General features: G+C 70.7%; 25 protein-coding genes and 1 pseudogene. 14 read left to right on the top strand and 12 right to left on the bottom strand.

Annotated features, from left to right (window positions below):
* The first annotated feature begins 22 nt into the window (after positions 1-22).
* Entirely contained in the window at positions 23-526 is a 504-nt protein-coding gene (locus ACIBNA_RS04270; protein WP_399163745.1) for a GNAT family N-acetyltransferase, read from the top strand.
* A 202-nt stretch (positions 527-728) separates the two neighbouring features.
* Here ACIBNA_RS04270 and rbsD read toward each other — a convergent pair whose 3' ends face one another.
* From rbsD to ACIBNA_RS04245, 5 genes are all read right to left on the bottom strand, one after another.
* Complete coding sequence (gene rbsD, locus ACIBNA_RS04265) at positions 729-1,118, bottom strand: D-ribose pyranase (protein ID WP_399163744.1); 390 nt, start codon at positions 1,116-1,118, stop codon at positions 729-731.
* Positions 1,115-2,017: a ribokinase gene (locus ACIBNA_RS04260; RefSeq protein ID WP_399163743.1), complete on the bottom strand. Its 903-nt coding sequence runs from the start codon at positions 2,015-2,017 to the stop codon at positions 1,115-1,117. Before ACIBNA_RS04260 ends, rbsD begins: the two co-directional genes overlap by 4 nt.
* A 75-nt stretch (positions 2,018-2,092) precedes the next feature.
* Positions 2,093-4,048 carry a substrate-binding domain-containing protein gene (locus ACIBNA_RS04255; protein WP_399163742.1) on the bottom strand — a complete coding sequence of 652 codons (1,956 nt, stop codon included), beginning with the start codon at positions 4,046-4,048 and terminating at the stop codon, positions 2,093-2,095.
* Positions 4,038-5,573, bottom strand: a complete 1,536-nt coding sequence (locus ACIBNA_RS04250; RefSeq protein WP_399163741.1) for a sugar ABC transporter ATP-binding protein — start codon at positions 5,571-5,573, stop codon at positions 4,038-4,040. Before ACIBNA_RS04250 ends, ACIBNA_RS04255 begins: the two co-directional genes overlap by 11 nt.
* On the bottom strand, positions 5,570-6,589 hold the full coding sequence (locus tag ACIBNA_RS04245) for a LacI family DNA-binding transcriptional regulator (protein WP_399163740.1): 1,020 nt from the start codon (positions 6,587-6,589) through the stop codon (positions 5,570-5,572). The genes ACIBNA_RS04250 and ACIBNA_RS04245 overlap by 4 nt, the downstream gene beginning before the upstream one ends.
* Before the next feature lie 222 nt (positions 6,590-6,811).
* On the opposite strand from ACIBNA_RS04245, the gene ACIBNA_RS04240 reads away from it, so the two are divergent.
* Both ACIBNA_RS04240 and ACIBNA_RS04235 read left to right on the top strand, forming a co-directional pair.
* Positions 6,812-7,177: a hypothetical protein gene (locus ACIBNA_RS04240; protein ID WP_399163739.1), complete on the top strand. Its 366-nt coding sequence runs from the start codon at positions 6,812-6,814 to the stop codon at positions 7,175-7,177.
* Between the two features lie 161 nt (positions 7,178-7,338).
* The gene (locus ACIBNA_RS04235; RefSeq protein WP_399163924.1) at positions 7,339-7,986 is read left to right on the top strand and encodes a dihydrofolate reductase family protein; all 648 of its coding nucleotides are present in this window, start codon (positions 7,339-7,341) and stop codon (positions 7,984-7,986) included.
* 7 nt (positions 7,987-7,993) lie between these two features.
* Here the strand turns inward: ACIBNA_RS04235 and ACIBNA_RS04230 are convergent, their stop codons facing one another.
* Positions 7,994-8,782 carry an MBL fold metallo-hydrolase gene (locus tag ACIBNA_RS04230; protein ID WP_399163738.1) on the bottom strand — a complete coding sequence of 263 codons (789 nt, stop codon included), beginning with the start codon at positions 8,780-8,782 and terminating at the stop codon, positions 7,994-7,996.
* 88 nt (positions 8,783-8,870) lie between these two features.
* Between ACIBNA_RS04230 and ACIBNA_RS04225 the strand changes: the two genes are divergently transcribed.
* Both ACIBNA_RS04225 and ACIBNA_RS04220 read left to right on the top strand, forming a co-directional pair.
* Positions 8,871-9,464: a CGNR zinc finger domain-containing protein gene (locus ACIBNA_RS04225; protein ID WP_399163737.1), complete on the top strand. Its 594-nt coding sequence runs from the start codon at positions 8,871-8,873 to the stop codon at positions 9,462-9,464.
* Positions 9,465-9,498: 34 nt separating this feature from the next.
* Positions 9,499-9,759: a hypothetical protein gene (locus ACIBNA_RS04220; protein WP_399163736.1), complete on the top strand. Its 261-nt coding sequence runs from the start codon at positions 9,499-9,501 to the stop codon at positions 9,757-9,759.
* A gap of 19 nt (positions 9,760-9,778) precedes the next feature.
* On the opposite strand, the gene ACIBNA_RS04215 is transcribed toward ACIBNA_RS04220, so the two are convergent.
* Positions 9,779-10,054, bottom strand: a complete 276-nt coding sequence (locus ACIBNA_RS04215; RefSeq protein ID WP_399163923.1) for a hypothetical protein — start codon at positions 10,052-10,054, stop codon at positions 9,779-9,781.
* On the bottom strand, positions 10,054-10,266 hold the full coding sequence (locus ACIBNA_RS04210; protein ID WP_399163735.1) for a hypothetical protein: 213 nt from the start codon (positions 10,264-10,266) through the stop codon (positions 10,054-10,056). Before ACIBNA_RS04210 ends, ACIBNA_RS04215 begins: the two co-directional genes overlap by 1 nt.
* Positions 10,267-10,395: 129 nt before the next feature.
* Between ACIBNA_RS04210 and ACIBNA_RS04205 the strand changes: the two genes are divergently transcribed.
* The 4 genes from ACIBNA_RS04205 to ACIBNA_RS04190 all read left to right on the top strand — a co-directional run bounded on the left by ACIBNA_RS04205 (position 10,396) and on the right by ACIBNA_RS04190 (position 15,181).
* Entirely contained in the window at positions 10,396-11,217 is an 822-nt protein-coding gene (locus ACIBNA_RS04205) for a Scr1 family TA system antitoxin-like transcriptional regulator (protein ID WP_399163734.1), read from the top strand.
* Complete coding sequence (locus ACIBNA_RS04200; protein ID WP_399163733.1) at positions 11,207-11,407, top strand: DUF397 domain-containing protein; 201 nt, start codon at positions 11,207-11,209, stop codon at positions 11,405-11,407. The genes ACIBNA_RS04205 and ACIBNA_RS04200 overlap by 11 nt, the downstream gene beginning before the upstream one ends.
* A gap of 29 nt (positions 11,408-11,436) precedes the next feature.
* A complete protein-coding gene (locus ACIBNA_RS04195; RefSeq protein ID WP_399163732.1) occupies positions 11,437-13,713 on the top strand; it encodes an ATP-dependent RecD-like DNA helicase in 2,277 nt (758 codons plus the stop codon).
* A gap of 178 nt (positions 13,714-13,891) precedes the next feature.
* Complete coding sequence (locus ACIBNA_RS04190) at positions 13,892-15,181, top strand: citrate synthase (RefSeq protein WP_399163731.1); 1,290 nt, start codon at positions 13,892-13,894, stop codon at positions 15,179-15,181.
* Between the two features lie 620 nt (positions 15,182-15,801).
* Here the strand turns inward: ACIBNA_RS04190 and ACIBNA_RS04185 are convergent.
* From ACIBNA_RS04185 to ACIBNA_RS04175, 3 genes are all read right to left on the bottom strand, one after another.
* A complete protein-coding gene (locus ACIBNA_RS04185) occupies positions 15,802-18,084 on the bottom strand; it encodes a heavy metal translocating P-type ATPase (RefSeq protein ID WP_399163730.1) in 2,283 nt (760 codons plus the stop codon).
* Positions 18,085-18,230: 146 nt separating this feature from the next.
* A complete protein-coding gene (locus ACIBNA_RS04180; protein ID WP_399163729.1) occupies positions 18,231-18,470 on the bottom strand; it encodes a heavy-metal-associated domain-containing protein in 240 nt (79 codons plus the stop codon).
* Between the two features lie 82 nt (positions 18,471-18,552).
* A complete protein-coding gene (locus ACIBNA_RS04175) occupies positions 18,553-19,218 on the bottom strand; it encodes a TetR family transcriptional regulator (RefSeq protein WP_399163728.1) in 666 nt (221 codons plus the stop codon).
* 163 nt (positions 19,219-19,381) lie between these two features.
* On the opposite strand from ACIBNA_RS04175, the gene ACIBNA_RS04170 reads away from it, so the two are divergent.
* Positions 19,382-21,586, top strand: coding sequence for an MMPL family transporter (locus ACIBNA_RS04170; RefSeq protein ID WP_399163727.1), 2,205 nt, complete (start codon positions 19,382-19,384; stop codon positions 21,584-21,586).
* Between the two features lie 103 nt (positions 21,587-21,689).
* The gene (locus ACIBNA_RS04165) at positions 21,690-22,733 is read left to right on the top strand and encodes a zinc-dependent alcohol dehydrogenase family protein (protein WP_399163726.1); all 1,044 of its coding nucleotides are present in this window, start codon (positions 21,690-21,692) and stop codon (positions 22,731-22,733) included.
* 61 nt (positions 22,734-22,794) lie between these two features.
* On the opposite strand, the gene ACIBNA_RS04160 is transcribed toward ACIBNA_RS04165, so the two are convergent.
* Positions 22,795-22,995 carry a helix-turn-helix transcriptional regulator gene (locus ACIBNA_RS04160; RefSeq protein ID WP_399163725.1) on the bottom strand — a complete coding sequence of 67 codons (201 nt, stop codon included), beginning with the start codon at positions 22,993-22,995 and terminating at the stop codon, positions 22,795-22,797.
* A 367-nt stretch (positions 22,996-23,362) separates the two neighbouring features.
* On the opposite strand from ACIBNA_RS04160, the gene iolC reads away from it, so the two are divergent.
* The 3 genes and pseudogenes from iolC to ACIBNA_RS04145 all read left to right on the top strand — a co-directional run.
* Positions 23,363-24,313, top strand: coding sequence for a 5-dehydro-2-deoxygluconokinase (gene iolC / locus ACIBNA_RS04155; RefSeq protein ID WP_399163724.1), 951 nt, complete (start codon positions 23,363-23,365; stop codon positions 24,311-24,313).
* Positions 24,310-25,191, top strand: coding sequence for a deoxyribose-phosphate aldolase (locus tag ACIBNA_RS04150; protein ID WP_399163723.1), 882 nt, complete (start codon positions 24,310-24,312; stop codon positions 25,189-25,191). Before iolC ends, ACIBNA_RS04150 begins: the two co-directional genes overlap by 4 nt.
* A gap of 10 nt (positions 25,192-25,201) precedes the next feature.
* A pseudogene (locus ACIBNA_RS04145) lies at positions 25,202-25,609 on the top strand (5-deoxy-glucuronate isomerase); the annotation flags it as partial.
* Positions 25,610-25,768: the final 159 nt, after the last annotated feature.

Below are 25,768 nucleotides of genomic sequence, written 5' to 3'. Positions count from 1 at the left end.
CACGTCGCTAACGTCGCCGCCCATGCCCCCAACCCTGCGAACGCCCCGCCTGCTCCTCGACGCCTACACCCCGCAGGACGAGGAGGACTTCGTCGCCCTGTTCCAGGACACCAGGGTCTCCCGGTGGATGGGGGACGGCCCCGCTGCAGAGGCGGACGACCGGGCCCTGTTCGGGCGGATCTTCACCAAGGTCTATGCCCAGGATCTGTTCGACGTGTGGGCGGTCCGGCGCGGCGGGCGGCTGGTCGGGCATGCGGAGATCAAGCGGACGGACGCGGTCGACGGTCACGAGATCGTCTACGCCCTGGCCCCTCAGGCGTGGGGCAGCGGGCTCGGGACGGAGCTGGCGGAGGCGCTCGTGGGATACGGCTTCGACTCGCTCGGGCTGACCGAGGTGCACGCCACCGTCGCCGCGCGCAACGAGGCCTCCCTGCGCCTGCTCGACCGGATCGGGTTCGCGCACGTCCGGGACATCGAGGAGGACGACGGCGGACTCACCCGCGTGCTGAGCCGCCCGGCGCGGTGATCTCCTCGGCCATCCGGCAAGAATCCGGCAAGAAATTCTTACCCGACCGTGCAACCCTTTCTGTCCCGCGCGGGTCGTACATGGCGTCAGGGCTTTCTGGTGGGGGATCTGGGGGGATCGCGGGGGTTCTGACGGGAGGGGAAAGCCGAGGGGGCCCGGTCCACGGACCGTGGCCCCCTCGAAGCAGAAGCCCTCAGAAGACTCAGAAGAAGACGCCACACCTCAGCAGCACGTTCGCGTACGGCCGTGCCTCGCCCGTGCGGACCACCAGCCGGGCCCCGGCCGACAGCTCCTTGAGCCGCTCGTGCGACACCAGGTCCAGTGACGGGAAGTGCCCGTCCAGGAGCTGCGAAGCCTCCTGGTTCGCCTCCCGTACCTCCGTCGCCGCCGTCGCCCCCTCGACCACCAGCTCGGCCAGCAGCCCCTGAAGCACCTCGGCGAACGTCGGCACCCCGGCCCGGAAGGCGAGGTCCACCAACCGGGGGCCGTCGGGAATGGGCATGCCCGCGTCGCACACCAGCACCCCGTCCCCGTGGCCCAGCTCGGCCAGCGCACCGGCGAGGTGACGGTTCAGTATCCCGTTCCGCTTCACAGCGCGGCGACCTCCGCCGCCGTCGGGAAAGACGCCTGCGCGCCCTCCTTCGTCACGGTCACCGCCCCGACCCGCGCCGCGTAAGCGGCCGCCTCCGCCAGGGACTCACCGGCCCCCAGCCGGAAGGCCAGCGCGGCGGTGAACGCGTCACCCGCACCGGTTGTGTCCACGGCGCTCACCTTCACCGACGGCACCCGGGAGACACCCTCCGCGGAGGCGACCAGCGCGCCCTGCGCGCCCAGCGTCACCACCACCGACCGCGGGCCCTTCGCGAGCAGGATCCGCGCCCAGTCCTCCGGGCTGTCCCCCACGGCGGCCGAGCCCAGGATCACCTTCGCCTCGTGCTCGTTGACGATCAGCGGGTCGCACGCCGCCAGCACCTCCTGCGGAAGGGGGCGCGGCGGCGAGGGGTTCAGCACGAAACGGCTCTCCGGCGCAAGGTTCCGTACGACCTCCACCACCGTCTCAAGCGGGATCTCCAGCTGCGCCGAGACCACCCGGGAGGCGTGGAAGAGGCTCCCGGCGGCGTGGACGTCCTCCGTGGCCAGCCGGCCGTTCGCACCCGGCGAGACCACGATGCTGTTGTCCCCGGACGGGTCGACCGTGATCAGCGCGACCCCGGTCGGCGCGCCGCCCACCAGGACACCCACCGTGTCCACGCCGGACTCCCGCTGCGAGTCCAGCAGCAGCCGGCCGTACGCGTCGTCGCCGACCCGGGCCAGCAGAGCCGTACGGGCTCCGAGCCGGGCGGCCGCGACCGCCTGGTTCGCGCCCTTGCCGCCCGGGTGGACGGCCAGGTCGGAGCCGAGCACGGTCTCGCCCGCACCGGGCCGGCGCTCGACACCGATCACCAGGTCGGCGTTGGCCGACCCCACGACCAGGAGGTCGTAGTCGTACATGAGTCGTCTCCCCACATGAGTGACATGGGCGGGCGGCCCCACCAGCCGTGGGTGACCGCCCGCCGTTCCCCGATGTCAGCCGCTGAAGCCGGCCACGTTCTCCTTCGTGACCACCTTCACCGGCACCTTCACCGTCTCCTCGACCTTCTTGCCCTGGAGTGCCTTCAGCGCGTTGTCCACGGCGATCTTCCCGAGCTGGGACGGCTGCTGCGCCACGGACGCGTACAGCGTGCCGCCCTCGACCGCCTTCAGTCCGTCAGGCGTGCCGTCGAAGCCGACCACCGAGACCGACTTGCCGGCCTTGGAACCCAGGGCCTTGATCGCGCCGAGGGCCATCTCGTCGTTGGCGGCGATGACGCCCTGGACGTCCGGGTGGGCCTGGAGCAGGTTCGACATCACGTCGAGGCCCTTGGTGCGGTCGAAGTCCGCGGGCTGCTGGGCGACGACCTGGATGCCCGGGTAGGCCTTGAGGCCGTTGGCGAAGCCCTGCGCGCGCTCGCGGGCGGCGGAGGTGCCCGCCTGGCCCTGGAGGATCACGATCTTGCCCTTGCCGCCCAGCTTGTCGGCGATGGTCTTCGCGGCGAGCTCACCGCCGGTGACGTTGTCGGAGGCGACGAGGGTGTCCGTCTTCGCGTTGTTGACGCCGCGGTCGACGGCGATGACAGGGATCTTCGCCTTGTCGGCGGCCTTCACCGAGTTGCTCGCCGCGTCCGAGTCGACCGGGTTGACGATGATCGCGCCGAGTCCGGAAGTGGTGAAGTTCTGGAGCTGGTTGGCCTGCTGGGAGGCGTCGTTCTGCGCGTCCGTGACGGTCAGGTCCACGCCCAGCTTCTTCGCCTCGGCCTGGGCGCCCGCCCGGATCTGCACGAAGAAGGGGTTGTTGAGGGTGGACAGCGACAGGCCCATCTTCGGGGTGCTCGCGGCGGAGGACCCGTTGTGCAGGAACGACGTGGCACCGACGATCGCGACGGTGACGACGGCCGCCAGCGCGTACGTCACCGCCTGCTTGCCCTTGTCGCCACCGGTGCCGGCCGCGGCCGGGGTCGCCCCGGCCTTGCGGCGCGCGGTGTCGAGCAGCACGGCCAGCGCGATGACGACGCCGATGACGACCTGCTGCCAGAACGCCGACACGTTCAGCAGGTTCAGCCCGTTGCGCAGCACGGCCAGGATCAGCGCGCCGATCAGCGTGCCGGACGCCTTGCCCGTACCGCCCGCGAGGGACGCCCCGCCGATGACGACCGCGGCGATCGCGTCCAGCTCGTAGCCGTCGGCGGCCTGCGGCTGCGCGGAGGACAGCCGGGCGGCGAGCACGACGCCCGCGACGGCGGCGAAGACGCCGGAGAAGGCGTAGATGGCGAGCTTCTGCTTCTTCACGCGCAGGCCGGACAGCCGCGCCGCCTCCTCGTTGCCGCCGATCGCGTACATCGAGCGGCCGATGTACGTCCGGCCGAGCACGAACGCGGCGATCAGGCCCATCACGACCATGACGAGCACCGGCACCGGCAGCCAGCCGCCGAGCACGTCACCGAGGCGGGAGACCGAGTCGGGGAGGGCGATCGGCGAGCCCTCGGAGATCACCAGCAACAGACCGCGGGCCACCGACAGCATGGCCAGCGTCGCGATGAACGGCGGCAGCTTGCCGTAGGAGATCAGGATGCCGTTGACCAGGCCGCACGCGATACCGGTCGCTATGGCCAGCAGGACGGCGAGGAACACGGGGACGCCCGCCGAGGTGGCGCTCCACGCCAGGACCGTGGCCGACAGCGCGGCGACCGAGCCGACCGACAGGTCGATGCCCGCCGAGACGATCACGAAGGTGACGCCGAAGGCGAGGATGGCGGTGACGGCCGCCTGGACACCGACGTTCAGGAGGTTGTCCGTCGTCAGGAAGTCGCCGGACAGCGCCGACATCGCGATGACGAGGACGATGAGCGCGGTCAGCGCGCCGTTGTCGAGCAGCAGACGGCGCAGGCCGCCCGAGGCCGAGGCGCCACCCGCGCCCGTCGTGCTCTTGAGCGTGTCAGTGGCCACGGGAGGCCTCCGTTCCGGTCGTGATCGTGGTCGTGGTCGGGGTGCTGACGGCGAGTGCCATCACGGTGTCCTGGGTCGCCTCGTCGGCGGAGAGTTCACCGGCGATCCGGCCCTGCGCCATGACCAGCACCCGGTCGCTCATGCCGAGCACCTCGGGCAGATCGCTGGAGATCATCAGGACGGCGGCACCGGCCGCGGTGAGTTCGTTGACCAGCTGGTAGATCTCGACCTTGGCGCCGACGTCGATGCCGCGCGTCGGCTCGTCGAGGATCAGCACCTTGGTGTCGGCGAGCAGCCACTTGCCGATGACGACCTTCTGCTGGTTGCCGCCGGACAGTGTCCGCACGTGCTGGCCGAGTCCCGCCATCCGCACACCGAGCTGTCCCGCGATCCGCTCGGCGGCCTCGCGCTGCCCCTTGAGGTCGACGAGCCCCGCGCGCGTGGCCGACCGCAGCGTCACAAGACCGAGGTTCTCCTCGACCGACGCGTCCAGCACCAGACCCTGGCCCTTGCGGTCCTCGGGGATGAGCCCGATGCCCGCGGTCATCGCCGCGTTGACGTCGTACTTGGGGACGGCGGCCCCGGCGACCTTCACGGCCCCCTTGTCGTACGGGTCCGCCCCGAACACCGCCCGTACGACCTCCGTACGGCCGGCGCCGACGAGCCCGGCGATGCCGACCACCTCACCGGCGTGCACCTCGAAGCTGACGTCGTGGAAGACGCCGTCGCGGGTGAGTTCCTCGACGGACAGCAACGCGGCGCCGCGATCGGCCCGTTCGCGCGGATACTGCTGCTCGATGGAGCGCCCGACCATGAGCCGTACGAGCTCGTCCTCGGGCGTGGAGGCGGGCACCTGCCCGACGCTCCTGCCGTCCCGGATGACCGTCACCCGGTCACCGAGGGCGGCGATCTCCTCCAGGTGGTGCGTGATGAACACGATCCCGACGCCGTCCTCGCGCAGCTTGCGCACGATTCCGAAGAGCTTCTCGACCTCCTCGGAGGTGAGCACGGCGGTCGGCTCGTCCATGATGAGCACGCGCGCGTCGAGGCTGAGCGCCTTGGCGATCTCGACCATCTGCAGGCGCGCGATGCCGAGTTCGCGTACCCGCGCGCGTGGCGACACCTGCACGCCCACGCGCGCCAGGAGGACCTCGGCGTCGGCCTCCATCCGCTTCCGGTCGATCATCCCGAACCGGCGCGGCTGCCGCCCCAGGAAGATGTTCTCGGCGACCGTCAGATCGGGAACGAGGTTGAACTCCTGGTAGATGGTGGCGATCCCGAGCCGCTCGGAGTCCTGCGCACCGTGGATGCGCACCTCCTCGCCGCCGACCAGGATCCGCCCGGCGTCGGGCGTGTAGGCGCCGGAGAGCATCTTGATGAGGGTGCTCTTGCCCGCGCCGTTCTCACCGAGCAGCACGTGCACCTCGCCCCGGCGCAGATCGAAGTCGACGCCGTCGAGCGCGACCACGCCGGGGAAGGTCTTGCGGATGCCCTCGATGCGCAGCAACTCGTCCGGGTTGCTCACGTCGTGCTCCTTTGCACTGGGGAGGGGGACTCGCCGCACGAGCGGCGTACGACGAGGCGGGCGGGGAGGGTGACGGACTCGGGGGTCCGGCCCTCGATGCGGTCGACCAGCGCGCGTACGGCGGCGCGCCCCAGCTCGCCCGTGGGCTGGGCGATCGCGGTGACCGGCGGATCGGTGTGCACGAACCAGCGGATGTCGTCGAACGCGGCCAGCGCGATGTCGTCGGGAACCCGCAGTCCACGCGCGCGTACGGCATCCAGCGCGCCGAGCGCCATCAGGTTGTCGGCCGCGAACACGACCTCGGGCGGCTCGGCCAGGTCGAGGAACCCCTCGGTGACCCGGCGCCCGCTCTCGGCCTGGAAGTCGCCCTGGCCTGTGTAGGCCTCGGGGAGGCCGAGCCCGTGCTCCTGGAGGGCCTCCCGGAAGACCTCCACGCGCTCCCGGCCGGTCGTGGTCGCCGCCGGACCCGCGATGATCGCGACCCGCCGGTGCCCGAGCCCGTACAGATGCGCCACGAGGTCCCGCACGGCGGCCCGGCCGTCCGCCCGGACCACAGGCACGTCCACGCCCGGGATCCACCGGTCCACGAACACCATGGGCGTCCCCGCCCGCGCGGCGTCCAGCATCAGCGGCGAACCGCCGTCCGTCGGGGAGACGAGCAGCCCGTCGATCCGCCGGTCCAGCAGGTTGCGTACGTGGTGGTCCTGGAGGTCGGGCCGCTCGTCGGCGTTGCCGATGATGACGCTGTAGCCGAGCGCGCGGGCCTCCTCCTCGACGGAGCGGGCCAGTTCGGTGAAGTACGGGTTCATCACGTCGCTGATGACCAGGCCCAGGGTGTGGGTCTGGTCGGTGCGCAGGGAGCGGGCGACGGCGTTCGGGCGGTAGCCCAGGGACTCGACGGCGGCCAGCACGCGCGTGCGTGCGTCGGCGCTGACCGACGGGTGGTCGTTCAGGACGCGCGAGACCGTGGCGACGGAGACGCCGGCCTCGGCAGCGACGTCCTTGATGCTGGCCACCGCCGCTCCACCTCCTTGTGGATCAGTCGTGGGAGCACGTGTCGCGTGCTCGTGGAATCGATTACATCGACGGGTGGATGGAATCGATTACACGCCGGTAAATCAAGACCCCGAGGACACCTCTTGACCGGATCGTGATGTCGCGGGCTGCTCCCCGGCGGTCCAGGGTGGAAGGAGAAGGTCCGTTGTCTCGAGGCCCGGCGGGGCCGGAGCGGAGGAGTCATGACGGCGGCGACCCGGAACGACGTACCCGTAGCCCTCGAGGGCAACGGCGTGGAACTGCGCCTCATGCCGATCGGGGGCGGCATGTCGGTGGGCTACGTCAGCCTGCCCCAGGGCACGGACATGGGCCCGGCCCTCAAGGGCATGCCCGACGACGCGTGCCAGTGCCCCCACTGGGGCTATCTGCTGAAGGGCCGCATCAGGATGCGCACGGCCTCCGGCGAGGAGGAGTACGAGGCGGGGCAGGCGTACTACTGGGGCCCGGGCCACGTCCCGGTCGCCCTGGAGGACAGCGAGTTCGTGGAGTTCTCCCCGAGCGAGGACTTCCAGCAGGTGATCGAGCACGTGGTCGCGCAGTCCGGGTGAGCTGGGGGAGCGGCCGGGCCGGTGAGCCGGAGGAACCCCTGACGGGCCGGTGAGTCAAGGGAACCGACGGACCACCGATGAGCCAGAGAACCGCCGGGTCACCGATGAGTTTCGGTGGCCCGGGCGGTCTGTCCCTGGTCGACCACCACAGGAGGAGCGCCGTGCACCACCAGCTACTGCGAGTGCAGAACTTCAACGTCTCGAGCGACGGATTCGGTGCCGGTGAGCACCAGAGTATGGAGCGGCCCTTCGGCCATGCCGATCCGGGTCAGATGTTCGCCTGGGCCGGCGCCACGGCGAGCTGGCCCAACCGCACCGACCCCGGCGGCAGCCGCGGTCTCGACGACTACCTCACGCGCGACTTCGCGAACAACATCGGCGCCGAGATCATGGGCCGCAACAAGTTCGGTCCCCAGCGCGGCCCCTGGCAGGACTACGAGTGGAAGGGCTGGTGGGGTGACGAGCCCCCGTTCCACACGCCGGTGTTCGTCATGACCCACCACGAGCGCCCTTCGTTCACCCTCTCCGACACGACGTTCCACTTCGTCGGCGGCGACCCGGCCGCGGTCCTCGAACAGGCCCGGGAGGCGGCACAGGGCAAGGACGTCCGGCTCGGCGGCGGGGCCATGACCATCCGGGAGTTCCTCGACGCCGACCTGGTCGACACCCTGCACGTGGCGGTCTCGCCGGTGAAACTCGGATCCGGTTCACGGCTCTGGGAGTCCCCCGAGGAGCTGTTCGACCGGTTCCACTGCGATGTCGTGCCGAGTCCGAGCGGGGTCACGCATCACTTGTTCTGGCGGAAATGACGGCAGGTCAGTCGCGTCCGCCCCAGTCCAGACGGTCGGCCAGTCCGGCTGCGGCGAAGGCGGCTGCCAACTCCTCGCGGCCCTCGGTGAAGTGGGCCCAGCTGTCGTAGTGGACGGGGACCACGCGGCGGGCGCCGAGGACCCGCGCGGCCTCGGCGGCCATGGCGCTGTCCAGGACGATCACCTTTCCGTCGAAGACTTCGGCGAAGCGCGGCGCGCCGGCGAACAGGATGGCGGTGTCCACCGGGGCGAAGCGCTCGGCGATCTCCTCCACCGCGTCGAGTGAGGCGTTGTCGCCGCTGACGTAGACGGTGGGCAGGCCCTCGCCGGTCAGGACGAAGCCGACGACCTCGCCGCAGACCGGCTCGACCTCCTCGCGGGGGCCCGGGCCGTGGATCGCGGGGACGCCCGTGACGGTGACCGTGCCGCCGTCGGGGCGGTCGAGCTCGACGGACTGCCAGTCGGCCAGGCCCGTGGCCCTCTCGCCGAGGCGCTGTCCTCCCCCGGGGGTGGTGAGGGTGAGCGGGACGTCGGCGAGCAGGGCCCGGCCGGAGGTGTCGAGGTTGTCGGCGTGCTCGTCGTGCGAGAGGAGCACCACGTCGATGGGGCTGAGTTCGGCGGGCGAGCCGGTGGAGGGGGCGGTCTTCGTCAGAACCACGGCGGGCGCGGGGAAGTCGCCGGGGCCGTCGAAGGTCGGGTCGGTCAGGAAGCGCAGGCCGCCGTACTCGAAGAGGGCGGTCGGGCCGCCGAAGACGCGGACGGGAAAGGGCGCGGTCGTCGCGGGAAGCGCGGACATGAAAGAAACCTCACGGATAGATGCGTTCGAACCGTGAGGCGACCGTAACTGCTTCTCACGGATACAGGCAAGCCGTACCATGAGGAGCATGGAGGAGTCCGTGACCGAACAACCCGCCCCGCCGCCCGCACAGGGCGAGGAGGAGCACCCCTCCCTCGCCCTCGTCAACAGCGCGATCGCCCTGCCCGGCGGGCACACGGTCGACCTCCTGGGCACCCCCGCGCAGACGAACCACTGGCTGACCCAGCGCGGCCTCGCCCCGGTCGACGTCGGCATGCGGGAGATGTGCGCGACCCAACTGCGCTCCCTGCGCGAACAGATCAGGTCGCTGTTCGCCGCCCGGGCCGAAGGCCTGCCCGCCCTCCCCGCGGCCGTGACGGCCATCAACGACGCGATGACCCGGGTCCCCACGGCTCCGCTGCTGGGGTGGGACGACAAGACCGGCCCCTACCGCACGGCCCCCCACCCCACCACCGCGATCGTCGACCTGGCTCTGGCCACTCTTGCCGCCGACGCCGCCGACCTGCTCACGTCCCCCGATGCCGAACGCCTCACCGCCTGCGGCTCCCCGCCCTGCAACCGCTACCTGCTCCGCCACGGCCGCCGCCACTGGTGCTCCACCCGCTGCGGCGACCGCGCCCGCGCGGCCCGCGCGTATGCCCGCCGCAGCGACTCGCGATGACTCGATCGCTTCACTCGTATGGGACGGTTCGACCATGACCAGCGACTACGACCGTCTTCGTAACGGCATCGAGTTCATGACCGCTTACGTCTCCGGCAACGACCTGCTGACGGCCTACGTGACAGAGCGACGGCGCGAGGACCCCATGGCGACCGAGGCCCTCATGGACGGGGCGGCGGCCCTCTGCGCCCTGTTGCTGCGCAAGATGGCCCGGGATGTCGGGAAGACCGAGCACGAGCTCCTCCAGGAACTGGCCCGCGGCACCCACCGACACGAGCGGCAGTCCGAAGAGTGACTCTGATCGTTGGTCAGAGTCATGGCGACGGGGCGAGCCGTGCCCCTCTGCTCTCCGCCACCCGCTTGACGTCCCGCAGGGACTCACTCAGCCGCAGGGCCAGATAATGCAGCTCCGCGCTCGTCACGCGGCGTTCCGCGAGGAGTGCGGCGGCGTGGCCGAGAAGATCGTCCGCCATGTCCAGCTGTACGGCTTCGATGTCGTCGGCCAAGCGTGAGACGTAACCCCTCCCGTCGCCCACTAGGTAGCACGGCCTTCCCTCGGCAGTCGTCCAGGGCAGCAGTCGCTCGGCCATCACGTGCTCACCTCCGCCGCCAGGTAGGGGCGGACCAGTCGGTTGTCCTCTCCGCGCAACGGACGTTCCTCCGGACGGCGGGCCATCGCGCCGCTGACGCCGTCGCGGCAGTACGGGCACGGGGGCGGTGCCGCGGACCGCCGTCGCCGTCCGCGCGGAGGGAACAGGACGCGGAGGAGCGGTTCGAGGGCTCGGGCGATGAGGTCTGTCATGTCTGCTTGCCTTCCGACCTGCGGTGACTGCGTTCTGTGGTGAATCACTCACAGAGTGGGGTCGGCGCTGGCTACGCTGCCAGGGGTCGGGGCTTGACATCGCGCTTGTCAAGAAAGGGAGTTGGCCGCATGGACGAACGCCGCACGCCTCGAACGCTGCGGGAGAAGTACGGGGAGGAGCTGAGGCTACGGCGGACGGCCGCGGGCCTCACTCAGGAGGAACTGAGCGACCAGGTCGTGTGCTCGCCTACGCTGATCAGCCACTTCGAGGCCGGGAGACGGCTTCCCAAACCCGATGACGCCCGGCGGATCGACCGTGCGCTGGGGACGGACGGATTCTTCACGCGGTGGCTGGAGGATCTGCAGAACACGTACGATCCCCGCTTCGCTGCCGCCGCCGAACTGGAGCGACACGCAACCGTGATCCAGCAGTTCGCGCTCTCACTGGTTCCCGGCCTGCTCCAGACACCCGATTACGCGCGCGCAGTGTTCGCCGCTTACCGCCCCAACTCCACAGACCAGGAACTTGACAGGAAAGTTGTCATCCGAACAGAGCGTGCCCGAATCCTCGACGGGCCGTCGGCTCCGGTCATCTGGACGCTTCTCGACGAGGCCGTACTGCGACGCTGTGTGGGTGGCCCGCAGGTCATGGCCGAACAGCTGCACAAGATCGCGGACTTGGCCGGGTCACGACGGATTCGGCTGCACGTCCTTCCGTACCGCGCCGGTGCGCATCCGCTCATGGAGAGCCTGCTCACCCTGATGACCTTCGAGGACTCCGCCCCGGTGGCGTACGTCGACGCATTCGAGACGGGACGTCTGATGGACGATCCGGCGCTGGTGAGCGCCTGCCAGACCGCCTACGCTCTGGCGCTGAGCGACGCGTTGTCGCAGCAGGAGTCACTGGCCCTCGTCAGGTCGGCAGCGAAGGAACACGCGCATGATCAGTAGTGAACACAGCGGGTGGTACAAGTCCAGCTACAGCGGCGGCAGCCAAGCCGAGTGCCTCGAAGTCGCCCGCAACAACCCAGACGTGCCCGTCCGTGACAGCAAGACCGCCACCGGCCCCACCCTGGTCTTCTCCACTCACGGCTGGACGGCATTCGTGACGGCCGTCAAGGAAGGTCGCATAGAGGCCTGAGTGTCGTACCACGGCGGTACGGTCGGATCATGCCCAACCACACGGGAACCCCCGCCGACGAACGGCGACTCGCCGTGCTCGAAGGCGTTCTCGAGCGGATCACGTACGCGAACGAGGAGAACGGCTACACGGTCGCCCGGGTCGACACCGGCAGAGGCGGCGGCGATCTGCTCACGGTCGTGGGCGCGCTGCTCGGCGCCCAGGTCGGGGAATCCCTGCGCATGGAGGGCCGCTGGGGCTCGCATCCCCAGTACGGCAAGCAGTTCCACGTGGAGAACTACACGACCGTCCTGCCCGCCACCGTCCAGGGCATCCGCCGTTATCTCGGCTCCGGCCTGGTCAAGGGCATCGGCCCGGTCTTCGCCGACCGCATCACGCAGCACTTCGGGCTGGACACGCTCCAGATCATCGAGGAGGAGCCCAAGCGGCTCATCGAGGTCCCGGGCCTCGGGCCCAAGCGGACGAAGAAGATCGCCGACGCCTGGGAGGAACAGAAGGCCATCAAGGAGGTCATGCTCTTCCTCCAGACCGTCGAGGTGTCCACGTCCATCGCCGTGCGCATCTACAAGAAGTACGGCGACGCGTCCATCTCCGTCGTGAAGAACCAGCCCTACCGCCTCGCCGCCGACGTCTGGGGCATCGGCTTCCTCACCGCAGACAAGATCGCCCAGTCCGTCGGCATCCCGCACGACAGCCCGGAGCGCGTCAAGGCGGGCCTGCAGTACGCGTTGTCGCAGTCCACCGACCAGGGCCACTGCTTCCTCCCGGAGGAGCAGCTGATCAAGGACGCGGTCAAGCTCCTCCAGGTCGACACGGGCCTGGTCATCGAGTGCCTCGCCGAGCTGGCCGAGCCCCCGGAGGACGGCGAGGACCCCGGCGTCGTACGGGAGAAGGTCCCGGGCCCTGACGGCGGGGAGCCCGTCACCGCGATCTACCTCGTGCCCTTCCACCGAGCCGAACTCTCCCTCTCCGCCCAGCTGCTGCGCCTCCTGCGCACGGAGGAGGACCGGATGCCGGGCTTCCGGGCGGTGGCCTGGGACAAGGCGCTCGGCTGGCTGAGAACACGCACCGGCGCCGACCTCGCCCCCGAGCAGGAGGCCGCCGTCAGGCTCGCGCTGACCGAGAAGGTCGCCGTCCTCACCGGCGGCCCCGGCTGCGGCAAGTCCTTCACGGTCCGCTCCATCGTGGAGCTGGCCCGCGCCAAGAAGGCCAAGGTCGTGCTCGCCGCCCCGACCGGCCGGGCCGCCAAGCGCCTGTCCGAGCTCACCGGCGCCGACGCCTCCACGGTCCACCGCCTGCTGGAGCTGAGGCCCGGCGGCGACGCGGCCTACGACCGGGACCGCCCGCTGGACGCCGACCTGGTGGTGGTCGACGAGGCCTCCATGCTGGACCTGCTCCTCGCCAACAAGCTGGTGAAGGCCGTCCCTCCGGGGGCCCATCTCCTCTTCGTCGGGGATGTGGACCAGCTGCCCAGCGTCGGCGCGGGCGAGGTGCTGCGCGACCTCCTGGCCGACGGGAGCCCGATCCCCGCCGTCCGCCTCACCCGGGTCTTCCGCCAGGCCCAGCAGTCGGGCGTGGTGACGAACGCGCACCGGATCAACGCCGGCCAACTCCCGCTCACCGACGGCATGAAGGACTTCTTCCTCTTCGTCGAGGACGACACGGAGGCCGCAGGCCGGCTCACGGTGGATGTGGCGGCGCATCGCATTCCGGCCAAGTTCGGGCTGGACCCGCGCCGGGACGTCCAGGTCCTCGCCCCCATGCACCGGGGCCCGGCGGGCGCGGGCACCCTCAACGGCCTGCTCCAGCAGGCCGTCACCCCGGGCCGCCCCGACCTGCCCGAGAAAAGATTCGGCGGACGGGTTTTCCGTGTGGGCGACAAGGTCACCCAGATTCGCAACAATTACGACAAGGGCAAGAACGGTGTCTTCAACGGCACCGTCGGTGTGGTCACCTCGCTCGACCCGGTCGACCAGCGCCTGACGGTGCTGACGGACGAGGACGAGGAGGTTTTGTACGAGTTCGACGAGCTGGACGAGCTGGCTCACGCCTACGCCGTGACCATCCACCGCTCCCAGGGCAGCGAGTACCCGGCGGTCGTCATCCCGGTCACCACGGGCGCCTGGATGATGCTCCAGCGGAACCTGCTCTACACGGCGGTCACCCGGGCCAAACAGCTGGTCGTCCTCGTCGGTTCGCGCAAGGCGATCGGCCAGGCGGTGCGCTCCGTGTCCGCGGGCCGTCGGTGCACGGCACTCGACTTCCGGCTCGGTTCGCAGAAAAATGATCGATCAAATGAGTCGTGAAGGTCACAAGGCACTTCCAGATGGGGAACACAGGGGGCAGGATGAGCAAGTTGACGGCACTCAGTGCCGTCAGTAGGCCCGATGGTCGACCCCGAGTGCACTCTCCTGAGCCGAGTGGGGGATGGTAGAGACAGTCAGGGCACCTCGAAGATGAGGCACAACGTCGGTGAGGGAAGACGTGAGCGACAACTCTGTAGTACTGCGGTACGACGGCAACGAGTACACCTACCCGGTGATCGACAGCACCGTCGGTGACAAGGGCTTCGACATCGGCAAGCTCCGCGCCCAGACCGGTCTGGTGACGCTGGACAGCGGTTACGGCAATACCGCCGCCTATAAATCCGCCGTCACCTACCTGGACGGCGAAGCGGGCATCCTGCGGTACCGCGGCTACCCGATCGAGCAGTTGGCCGAGCGCTCCACGTTCCTGGACGTCGCCTACCTGCTGATCAACGGCGAGCTGCCGACCGTCGACGAGCTCTCGACGTTCAAGAACGACATCACGCAGCACACCCTGCTGCACGAGGACGTCAAGAACTTCTACAAGGGCTTCCCGCGCGACGCCCACCCGATGGCCATGCTGTCCTCGGTCGTCTCGGCGCTGTCCACGTTCTACCAGGACAGCCACAACCCGTTCGACGAGCGCCAGCGCAACCTCTCCACGATCCGGCTGCTGGCCAAGCTCCCGACGATCGCGGCGTACGCGTACAAGAAGTCGATCGGCCACCCGTTCGTCTACCCGCGCAACGACCTCGGCTACGTCGAGAACTTCCTGCGCATGACCTTCTCGGTCCCCGCGCAGGAGTACGAGCTCGACCCGACCGTGGTCTCCGCGCTGGACAAGCTGCTGATCCTGCACGCGGACCACGAGCAGAACTGTTCGACCTCCACGGTCCGCCTGGTCGGCTCCTCGCAGGCGAACATGTTCGCCTCGATCTCCGCCGGCATCAACGCCCTGTGGGGCCCGCTGCACGGCGGCGCCAACCAGTCCGTGCTGGAGATGCTGGAAGGCATCCGCGACGCCGGCGGCGACGTCGACTCCTTCATCCGCAAGGTGAAGAACAAGGAGGAAGGCGTCCGCCTGATGGGCTTCGGCCACCGGGTCTACAAGAACTTCGACCCGCGTGCCAAGATCATCAAGGCCGCCGCGCACGACGTGCTGTCCGCCCTCGGCAAGTCCGACGAGCTGCTGGACATCGCGCTGAAGCTGGAAGAGCACGCGCTCTCCGACGACTACTTCGTCTCGCGCAGCCTCTACCCGAACGTTGACTTCTACACCGGCCTGATCTACCGGGCCATGGGCTTCCCGACCGAGATGTTCACGGTCCTGTTCGCCCTCGGCCGGCTGCCGGGCTGGATCGCCCAGTGGCACGAGATGATCAAGGAGCCGGGCTCCCGCATCGGCCGCCCGCGCCAGATCTACACGGGCGTCGTCGAGCGCGACTTCGTGCCCGTCGAGGAGCGCTGAGGCGCAAGTCCGCTCGGCCCCCGTATCCGCGCTTGTGCGGGTGCGGGGGCTCTTGCGTACGTGCGGGGCGAGAAGGCCCGAGAGGCTGAGAAGCAGAAAAGAAGGCGCCCTGTCGCCGGTCCCCCCACGGGCCGACGACCAGGGCGCCTTCCCAGTCCCGGTTCGGATTCCCCCCACGGGATCCGGCCGGGCGTCTGTGAGGACAGCGCCTGAATCGCTGTTGAGCACAAGGAGCAAAACTCGCCGTACTGCGGTGTGCGGTCTGCCGGGACAGCGCACGACCGGGAGGGCCGCTCAAAGCTTCCCGGTGTACGTGTCCCGGCAACGCATCTCTGGAGAAGTCCCCCAAGACATCTCCAGATGCCAGGTGGCGCCCCCCAAGACGCTCCCTGGCATCGTCAACTTAGACCTTCGAACCCCTTCGATGGTTACGTTCACATCACTGTGATCTGCGTCTCTTGCGTATGTCCGTAAGGTACGCAAGAGCCCGGATATGCCGCTCGGGACTCAAGCGTAAGGATGATGCGCGAGCCTTGTGAAGAGCTTATGTGAGCCGGGCCCGGGACTCCAGAGGGGCTCAAATCACGTTCGCCATGAACTTAGGGCGAATTCAGGGGACTTCACCGGAATGTCCGCAGTCGGAGACTGTTCGTGACGACGAAGACCGACGAGAAGGCCATCGCGGCCCCGGCGATCATCGGGTTCAGCGCTCCCGCGGCGGCCAGCGGCAGCGCGGCCACGTTGTAGCCGAAGGCCCAGACGAGGTTGCCCTTGATCGTGGCCAGCGTCCGGCGCGACAGCCGGATCGCGTCCGCGGCCACCCGCAGGTCGCCGCGCACCAGTGTCAGATCGCCCGCCTCGATCGCCGCGTCCGTTCCGGTGCCCAGGGCCAGGCCCAGATCGGCGGTGGCGAGCGCGGCCGCGTCGTTGACGCCGTCGCCCACCATGGCGACGACCCGCCCCTCGGCCTGCAGCCGCCGTACGGCGTCGACCTTGTCCTCGGGCATGACCTCCGCGATCACCCGGTCGATCCCGACGGTCTCGGCCACCGCTTCGGCCACCGCCCGGTTGTCCCCGGTCAGCAGCACCGGCGTGAGCCCCAGCGCGCGCAGCTCGCGCACCGCCTCGGCGCTGGTCTCCTTGACCGCGTCGGCCACGGCCAGCACGGCCCGCGCCCTCCCGTCCCAGCCGGCCAGGACGGCCGTACGGCCCGCCCGCTCGGCCTCGTCCCGCGCGCGGACCAGCTCCGGCGGTACGTCGTCGAAGAGCCGCCCCACGGCGACCTCACGGCCCTCCACACGCCCCCGTACGCCCCGCCCGGGGACGCTCTCGAAGCCCTCGACGTCCGGGAGCCGTCCGGCCCTCCCCCACTCTCGGCTTCGCTCGAGCGGGGGGACCCCCATCTCGGCGCCCAGCGCGATCGCACGGGCCACGGGGTGCTCGGAGGCGTGCTCGACGGCGCCCGCGAGCCGCAGCACCTCCTTCTCGTCCGCGCCCTCGGCGACGTGGACCTCCTGGAGGGTCATCCGGCCCGTGGTGACCGTGCCGGTCTTGTCCAGGACGACCGTGTCGATCCGGCGCGTGGACTCCAGGACCTCCGGGCCCTTGATGAGGATGCCGAGCTGGGCGCCGCGCCCCGTGCCGACCATCAGCGCGGTCGGCGTGGCCAGGCCCAGCGCGCACGGGCAGGCGATGATCAGGACCGCGACGGCGGCGGTGAACGCGGCGACGCCGTCGCCGGTCAGCCCGAGCCACGCCCCGGCCGTGGCGGCGGCGATCAGCAGGACCACCGGCACGAAGACCCCGGAGATCCGGTCGGCGAGCCGCTGCACCTCGGCCTTGCCGTTCTGCGCGTCCTCCACCAGCTTCGCCATCCGCGCGAGCCGGGTGTCGGCGCCGATGCGGGTGGCCTCGACGACGAGCCGGCCGCCCGCGTTGACCGTCGCGCCGGTGACCGCGTCCCCGGCCGTCACGTCCACCGGCACCGACTCGCCGGTCAGCATCGAGGCGTCCACCGCGGAGGCGCCCTCGACGACTGTGCCGTCGGTGGCGATCTTCTCGCCGGGCCGTACGACGAACCGGTCGCCGACGGCCAGCCGCTGCGCCGGGATCCGCACCTCGCGCCCGTCCCTCAGCACGGCCACGTCCTTCGCGCCCAGTTCCATCAGCGCGCGCAGGGCTGCCCCCGCACGGCGCTTGGAGCGGGCCTCCAGATAGCGGCCCAGCAGGATGAAGGCCGTGACGCCCGAGGCGACCTCCAGGTAGATCGAGGAGGCGCCGTCGCCGCGCGAGACCGTGAACTCGAAGGGGTGCCGCATGCCGGGCATGCCCGCGTCGCCGAGGAACAGGGCCCACAGGGACCAGCCGAACGCGGCCAGCGTGCCTAGGGAGACCAGCGTGTCCATGGTGGCGGAGCCGTGCCGGGCGTTCGTCCAGGCCGCCCGGTGGAACGGCAGCCCGCCCCAGACGACGACCGGGGCGGCGAGGGTGAGCGAGAGCCACTGCCAGTTGTCGAACTGGAGCGCAGGGACCATGGCCAGCAGGACGACGGGCACGGCGAGGGCGGCGGAGACGACGAGGCGCCGGCGCAGGGCCGACAGCTCGGGGTCCTCCTCGGCGGCGGGCGACCCTTCGGCGTCCGGCTCCTCGCGCGCGGGCTCCTCGGCGGTGTACCCGGTCTTCACCACGGTCGCGATCAGGTCGGCGACCTCGATGCCCGCGGGGTAGGTGACCCGGGCCTTCTCCGTCGCGTAGTTCACCGTGGCGGCGACGCCGTCCATGCGGTTGAGCTTCTTCTCCACGCGGGCCGCGCAGGAGGCGCAGGTCATCCCGCCGATGAGCAGCTCGACCTCGGCGAGCGCCGGCTCGCGGTCCGTCGGCGCCTTGGCGGTGGTGCTGGTCATGTCCGTACTCCAGGTGGTGCGGGGCGCCCGGGAAGCGGAACGGGCCGTACGGGCCGGGGCGGCGGCGTACGGCCCGTACGTCGGTACGAGTGCCAGGACTGGGATGTCTCACTCAGGCCTGTGCGTCTCGGGCTCTTGAAGCCGGCTCAGGCCTTCCCGGCCAGCTCGAAACCGGCCTCGTCGACGGCGGCGCGTACGGCCTCATCGTCGAGCGGGGCGGCGGAGACCACGGTGACCTCGCCGGTCTTGGCGACGGCCGTCACCGAACTGACGCCGGAGATCTCGGAGATCTCGCCGGAGACGGCACCCTCGCAGTGTCCGCAGCTCATGCCGCTCACCTTGTAGACGGTGGTGACGGGGCCCGTGGTGTCGGTCTGGGCGGTCATGTCGTTACTCCTCGTCGAGGCGTGTGGGGCGATGAGGACCTGGGTGGGGTCCGCATGCGCCCAACTGTACCCCTAGGGGGTATCACTTCTCGATGTCCCCGACCAGCGGTTGCAGGTACCGCAGGAGGGCGTTCTTCAGCTCTTGGACGTACGCCTCGCGTTCGGCCCCCTCGTGGACCAGGATCAGCTCCAGGCCCGCCTTGTAGATGCCGACGCACATCTGGGCGGTGCGGGTGATCGCCGGGGCGGGGACGTCGGGTGCGAACGGGGTGAGGATCGTCTCGACCCGGGTGACCAGCGTGCGGTGCAGCGCGTCGTGCTCCTTGGCGATGCGTCCCGGGATGTCGGGGCCGTGCATCAGCGCGAAGAAGGCCGGGTGGCGGCAGTTGAACTCGACGAAGCGGTCGACGGTCTCGGCGACCACCTCCTCGATCGGGGTCGTCGCGTCGGCGATCGGGGCGAGGATCTCGTCGTAGGACTGCCGCATCTCGTGCATGAGCCGGCTGCCCAGCTCGATCGCGATCGCTTCCTTGTTCGGGAAGAACTGGTACAGCGTCCCCGGCGAGACGCCTGCCTCGCGGGCGATGGCGTTGGTGCTGGCGGCCGTGTAGCCGGTCGTGGAGAAGACGGTGGCGGCGGCGTCGAGCAGCTGGGCGATCCGGCGCTCGCCGCGGGCCTGGCGGCGGCGCGGCCGGTCCTCGGCCGCCGCCGTCGTCTCTGTTCCGGCTTTCTCGGTCTTCTCGGGCACGCGTTATCCCCAGGTCTCAGAACGCGATTGACAAACGCGAGTGGTCGCTCGCATTCTGGAGTCGGCAGAAATGCGAGCGATCTCTCGTGTTTGCCAGTCTATGGCAGCCCCGCGCTGTCAGGCTGCGCCTGGACACGGGTCACGGTGAAGGGGACACCGCACGATGACCGAAGTCAACACACCGCCGCGCGTCGGAGGCTGGACCCGCTTCGTGACCGCCCGGCCCAGACTGTCGCTGCTGGTGGCGCTGGTCCTCACCGCGCTCGCGGTGCTGGCCGGCAGCGGCGTAGCCGACCGGCTCGGCGCCGGCGGCTGGGAGGACCCGGCCGCCGAGTCCACGTACGCGACCAAGGCCCTGGAGCGCGAGTTCCCCGGCTCCCAGCCCAACCTGCTGCTCCTGGTCGACGCGGGCGACGCCTCGGTCGACGACCCGGCCGTCGCCGCCCGGGCCGAGCGTCTCGCCGAGCGACTGGTCCACGAAAAGGGCGTCACCGGCGTCGGTTCCTACTGGCAGTCCGGCAGCCCGGCCCTGCGCGCCGAGGACGGCCACGAGGCGCTGATCGTCGCCCGCATCACGGGCGACGAGAAGACCGCCGGCGAGACCTTGGAGCGCATCGCCCACTACCGCGGCGCGCACAGCCCGGTGGAGGTCACCGTCGGTGGCCCGGTCGCCGTGCGGCACGAGATGCAGACGATCATCCAGGAGGACCTGATCCGGGCCGAGCTCATCGCCCTGCCGGTGACGCTCGTGCTGCTGGTGATGGTCTTCGGCAGTGCCGTCGCGGCCCTGCTGCCGCTCGGCATCGGCATCGTCGCCATCCTCGGGACGAACGCGATCCTGCGCGGCCTCACCGAGCTCACCGACGTGTCCGTGTTCGCGATCAACCTCACCACGGCCCTCGGCCTCGGCCTCGCCGTCGACTACGCGCTGTTCATCGTCCGCCGCTTCCGCGAGGAACTGTCCACCGGCGCCGAGCCCTTGACCGCGATCGGCACGACGCTGCGCACCGCCGGCCGCACGGTGCTGTTCTCCGCCCTCACGGTCGCGGTGTCCCTGGCGGCGATGCTGGTCTTCCCGCAGTACTTCCTGCGGTCCTTCGCCTACGCCGGGATCGCCGTGGTGCTGCTGGCCGCGGCCGCCGCGCTGATTCTGCTCCCGGCGGCGCTGATGCTGCTGGGACATCGGGTCAGCTCCCTGGATCTGCGCCGGGTGTTCCGGCGCGGACAGCGGCCGAAGCCCGCCGAGGAGGAGGGCAGGGCCTGGGCGCGCTCGGCGGCGCTCGTCATGCGCCGCGCCCCGTTCTTCGCCCTGGGCACCACAGCCGTCCTCGTCCTGCTCGGACTGCCCTTCCTGGGTGTCAAGTTCGGCACCGCCGACGACCGTCAGTTGCCGTCGACGTCCGAATCCCATGTCGTGCAGCAGCACATCCGTGAGGGCTTCCCGGGCAGCCCCGGCGGCGGCCTCGAAGTGCTCGCCGAGGGCCGCGCGACCGAGGCGCAGTATGGCGCCTACAAGGAGCGGATCGCCCGACTGCCCGATGTGCTGCGGGTCGACGGGCCGCTGGTGAAGGGCGACTCGGCGTACTTCACGGTGCTGCCGAAGGGCGAGGCGGTCGACGACCCGGCCCAGCGCCTCGTCGGCGAACTGCGCGAGGTCCGGGCCCCCTTCGACACCAAGGTGACCGGCACGGCGGCCGTCCTGGTCGACTCCAAGGACGCCATAGGGGAACGTCTGCCGCTCGCGGCCGTCTTCATCACGATCGTCACACTGCTCCTGGTCTTCCTCCTCACGGGCAGCGTGCTGATACCGGTCCAGGCGGTCGTGCTCAACGCGCTCAGTCTGACGGCCATGTTCGGCGCGGTCGTCTGGATCTTCCAGGACGGCCATCTCTCCGGCCTGCTCGGCTTCACCAGCCCCGGCTCCGTCGAGACGACCCTCCCGGTCCTGATGTTCTGCGTGGCCTTCGGCCTGTCCATGGACTACGGCGTGTTCCTGCTCTCCCGCATCAAGGAGGAGTACGACCACACCGGCGACCACGACCAGGCCGTCCGCCACGGCCTCCAGCGCACCGGCGGACTGATCACGGCGGCGGCGGTCATCCTGGCCGTGGTCATGGTCGCGATCGGCACGTCCCGGGTCACCAACACCAAGATGCTCGGCCTGGGCATCGCCCTGGCGGTCCTGATGGACGCGATGATCGTCCGCAGCCTCCTGGTCCCCGCGGTCATGCGCCTCACCGGCCGCGCCACCTGGTGGGCCCCGGGTCCCCTGCGCCGCTTCCACGAACGCTTCGGCCTGAGCGAGGCGGACCCGGAACCGGCCAGAGATCCGGAACCGGCCAGGGGCAAGGTCGGGGCCAGGGGCTGAAGTACAGGCCCGTGCGGCACGGGCTAGCGTTCCCCGAGGCGCTGACTGCCCGGGGCGCCAGGACACCCAGCGGCCCCGGGCACGAACGGAAGGCGGGTAGATCATGCGGGCAGTGGTGTTCGAGCGGTACGGGGAGCCGGCCGAGGTGCGGGACGTCGCTGATCCGGAGCCCGCGGAGCACGGGGTCGTCGTGCGGGTCGAGGCCACGGGGCTGTGCCGCAGCGACTGGCACGGCTGGCAGGGCCACGACCCGGACATAACGCTGCCGCACGTGCCGGGGCACGAACTCGCCGGGGTCGTCGAGGCGGTGGGCGACCGGGTGACCCGCTGGCGGCCCGGCGACCGGGTCACCGTGCCGTTCATCTGCGCCTGTGGCACCTGCCCGTCCTGCGCGGCGGGCGACCACCAGGTGTGCGAGCGGCAGACCCAGCCCGGCTTCTCGCACTGGGGTTCCTTCGCGCAGTACGTGGCCCTGGACCACGCCGACGTCAACCTCGTGGCGCTCCCCGGGGAGCTGTCGTTCGCGACGGCGGCCTCCCTCGGCTGCCGGTTCGCCACGGCGTACCGGGCGGTGGTGCGGCAGGGGCGGGTCGCGGCGGGGGAGTGGGTGGCGGTGCACGGTTGCGGCGGGGTCGGCCTCTCCGCGGTGATGATCGCGGCGGCGTCGGGCGCGCGGGTCGTGGCCGTCGACGTGTCGGCCCGGGCGCTGGACCTGGCGCGGAAGTTCGGGGCGGCGCAGTGCCTGGACGCGTCGGCCGTGCCGGACCCCGCGGCAGCGGTCCGTGACCTCACCGGCGGCGGCGCCCATCTCTCCCTCGACGCTCTCGGATCCCCCGCCACCTGCGCCGCCTCCGTGAACGGCCTGCGCCGCCGCGGCCGGCACGTCCAGGTCGGCCTGCTGCCCTCGCCGACCGGCACCACACCCGTGCCGATGGCCCGCGCGATCGCCCTGGAGCTCGAACTCCTCGGCAGCCACGGCATGGCCGCGCACAGCTACCCGCCGATGCTGGAGCTGGTGCGCGGCGGCGTTCTGCGCCCGGACCTGCTGGTGACGTCCACGATCCCGCTGGACGAGGCCCCGCCCGCGCTGGCGGCGATGGGGACGGCGCCACCGGCGGGCGCGACGGTCATCGAGCCGTGGCGCTGACCCTGCCGCGGGGACACCCGTGCCCCATGCGGCGGTGGGGCACGAGGTCGGGCCGGGAAGGTCAGTCGGCTCTTCGGGCGCGGTTGCCGGGCCTGGCGGCCACCCAGGCCCGGACCGTGTCGACGTACCAGTAGCACTTGCCGCTCTCGACGCGGTCGGGCGGGGGCAGCAGGCCGTGTTTGCGGTAGGACCGCACGGTGTCCGGCTGCACCCGGATGTGTGCCGCGATCTCCTTGTAGGACCAGAGTCTTCGGTCGGTCATGACGTGCACCTCCCCGCGCGCACCACGGCGGCGACCGGGGACGGCCGTCCGGGGGAGCCGGGCGCTGCGCTGGCGATCAAGAAGCCTGTGTCCGGTCAACGACACTCCGTGACACAGGGCAGGGCCCGTGACGGAAGATCCGCGTACACGGGACACGTGTGACAGGAAGGGGGCGTTCGTGACACACCCGGGGCAAAGATGCGCGCCGGAGCTTTCGGCGGGACGCCTTGACGTGGCAGAGCGTACTCGGACACAGAACACGCGGAAAGCGCTGTCATGATCTGGTCCGAATGTCCGGACAAAACATTGACAGGGCTTCGGGAAGGGGGCTACAAAGCCGGGGAGAGCCGACACCGAGGGGCAGCCGATGGCGTACGACCTGATCACCATGGGGCGCATCGGAGTGGATCTGTATCCGCTCCAGACGGGCGTCCCGCTGCCGCAGGTCACGTCCTTCGGCAAGTTCCTCGGCGGCTCGGCCACGAACGTCGCGGTCGCCGCGGCCCGCCTGGGACGGCGGACCGCGGTGATCACCCGCACCGGCGACGACCCCTTCGGCACCTACCTGCACGAGGCCCTGAAGGGCTTCGGCGTGGACGACCGCTGGGTCACCCCGGTCCCCGGCCTGCCCACCCCGGTCACCTTCTGCGAGGTCTTCCCACCGGAGGACTTCCCGCTGTACTTCTACCGGCAGCCCAAGGCCCCCGACCTGGAGATCGACGCCCACGAGCTCGACCTGGACGCCATCCGTGACGCCCGCGTCTTCTGGGTCACGGGCACGGGCCTGAGCGAGGAACCGAGCCGTACGGCGAACCTCGCGGCCCTGGCCCACCGCGCCAAGTCCGGTACGACGGTCTTCGACCTCGACTGGCGCCCGATGTTCTGGACCGACCCCGGCGCGGCCCGCCACTTCTACCAGGAGGCCCTGCGCCACACCACCGTCGCCGTCGGCAACCTCGACGAGGTGGAGGTCGCCACGGGCGTGCGCGAGCCCCACGCCGCCGCCCGGGCCCTCCTGGATGCCGGTGTCGAGCTGGCCGTCGTCAAGCAGGGCCCCAAGGGTGTCCTCGCCGTCGACCGCGAAGGCGTCACCGCCGAGGTCCCGCCGCTGCCCGTGAACGTCCTCAATGGCCTCGGCGCAGGCGACGCCTTCGGCGGCTGTCTCGTCCACGGCCTGCTGGCCGGCTGGGACCTGGAGAAGACCATGCGGCACGCCAACGCCGCCGGCGCCATCGTCGCCTCCCGCCTGGAGTGCTCCTCCGCGATGCCCACCCCGGACGAGATCGAGGCGGCCGTCACCGCGGGGGCCGTCAAGTGACCGTCGACGTCTCCGCACTCGTCCACCTCCGCAGCCACCGCCCGGAGGCGATCGCCGAGGCCGCCGCCCGCCGCCCCCGCCGGCCCCTGCTGAACGACAACGGCCGGCTGATGATCGTCGCCGCCGACCACCCGGCCCGCGGCGCCCTCGGCGTCGGCGGCCGCAGCATGGCCATGGCCAACCGCGCCGACCTCCTCGAACGCCTCTGCCTGGCCCTCTCCCGCCCGGGCGTGGACGGCGTCCTCGCCACCGCCGACATCCTCGACGACCTGCTCCTGCTCGGCGCCCTCGACGGCAAGGTCGTCCTGGGCTCGATGAACCGCGGCGGCCTGCAGGGCGCGCGCTTCGAACTCGACGACCGCTTCACCGGCCACCGCCCCGAGGACATCGAGCGCCTCGGCTTCGACGCGGGCAAACTGCTGCTGCGCATCGACTACGACGACCCGGGCTCCCTCACCACCCTGGAGTCCACCGCCCGCGCCATCGACGACATGGCGGCCCGCCGGCTCCCCGTCTTCGTCGAGCCGTTCATCTCCCGCCGCGACGAGACGGGTCGGCTGCGCAACGACCTGTCCGCCGAGGCCGTCACCCGGTCCATCGCCATCGCCTCCGGCCTGGGCGGCAGTTCCGCCTACACCTGGCTGAAGGTGCCGGTCACCGACAACCCCGACGACATGGCCGAGGTCATGGCCGCCTCCACGCTGCCCGCCGTACTGCTGGGCGGCGAGGTGGGCGACGACCAGGACGGGGCGTACGAGAAGTGGCGCGGCGCCCTCCAACTGCCCACCGTGCGCGGGCTGGTGGTCGGCCGCTCGCTGCTGTACCCGGCGGACGGCGACGTGGCCGCCGCCGTGGACACCGCCGTAGGACTGCTGTGAGGGCCGCTTCATGACCAGTGAGCTGTACGTCCCCAAGGGCACCACGACCGACGTGAACTACGTCCTGGACATCGACCCCAGGCGGGCCGGCTGGACGCACAGCGGCCTGCGGATCGTGGAGCTGGCGCCCGGCGGCACGCACACCTTCACCACCGGGGACAGCGAGTGGATCGTGCTGCCCCTGACGGGCGCGTGCACCGTGCGCGTCGAAGACGAGGAGTTCCACCTCTCGGGCAGAAAGAGCGTGTTCGCGTCGGTCACCGACTTCGCGTACGCGCCCCGCGACGCCCGGGCCCAGATCGCCTCCGGCGCGGGAGGCCACTTTGCTTTGGCAGGAGCGAAGTGCGAGCGACAACTCCCCGCCCGCTACGGCCCCGCGCCGGAGGTCCCCGACTCGAGGCGTACACGGCCTCGTTGCGTACTGCTGTGCAAAGTGGCGGATCTGCTCCCACCCCCGCGAACGGTCTTCGGGGCCAGAGGGCGCGCTGTTCCGCTTCGGCGGTCCGCGTCGTGCAAAGTCACACCTCGGCGATGGCAGACACCCCGCTGTAACCGCCCACGCGGTCATATAACCGAG

Origin of the sequence: Streptomyces sp. NPDC050164, assembly GCF_044459945.1 — a bacterium.
GTDB lineage: Bacteria > Actinomycetota > Actinomycetes > Streptomycetales > Streptomycetaceae > Streptomyces > Streptomyces coeruleorubidus_A.
Note: the sequence above shows the minus strand (reverse complement) of the source record. Positions and strands in the feature narration are given on the sequence as shown.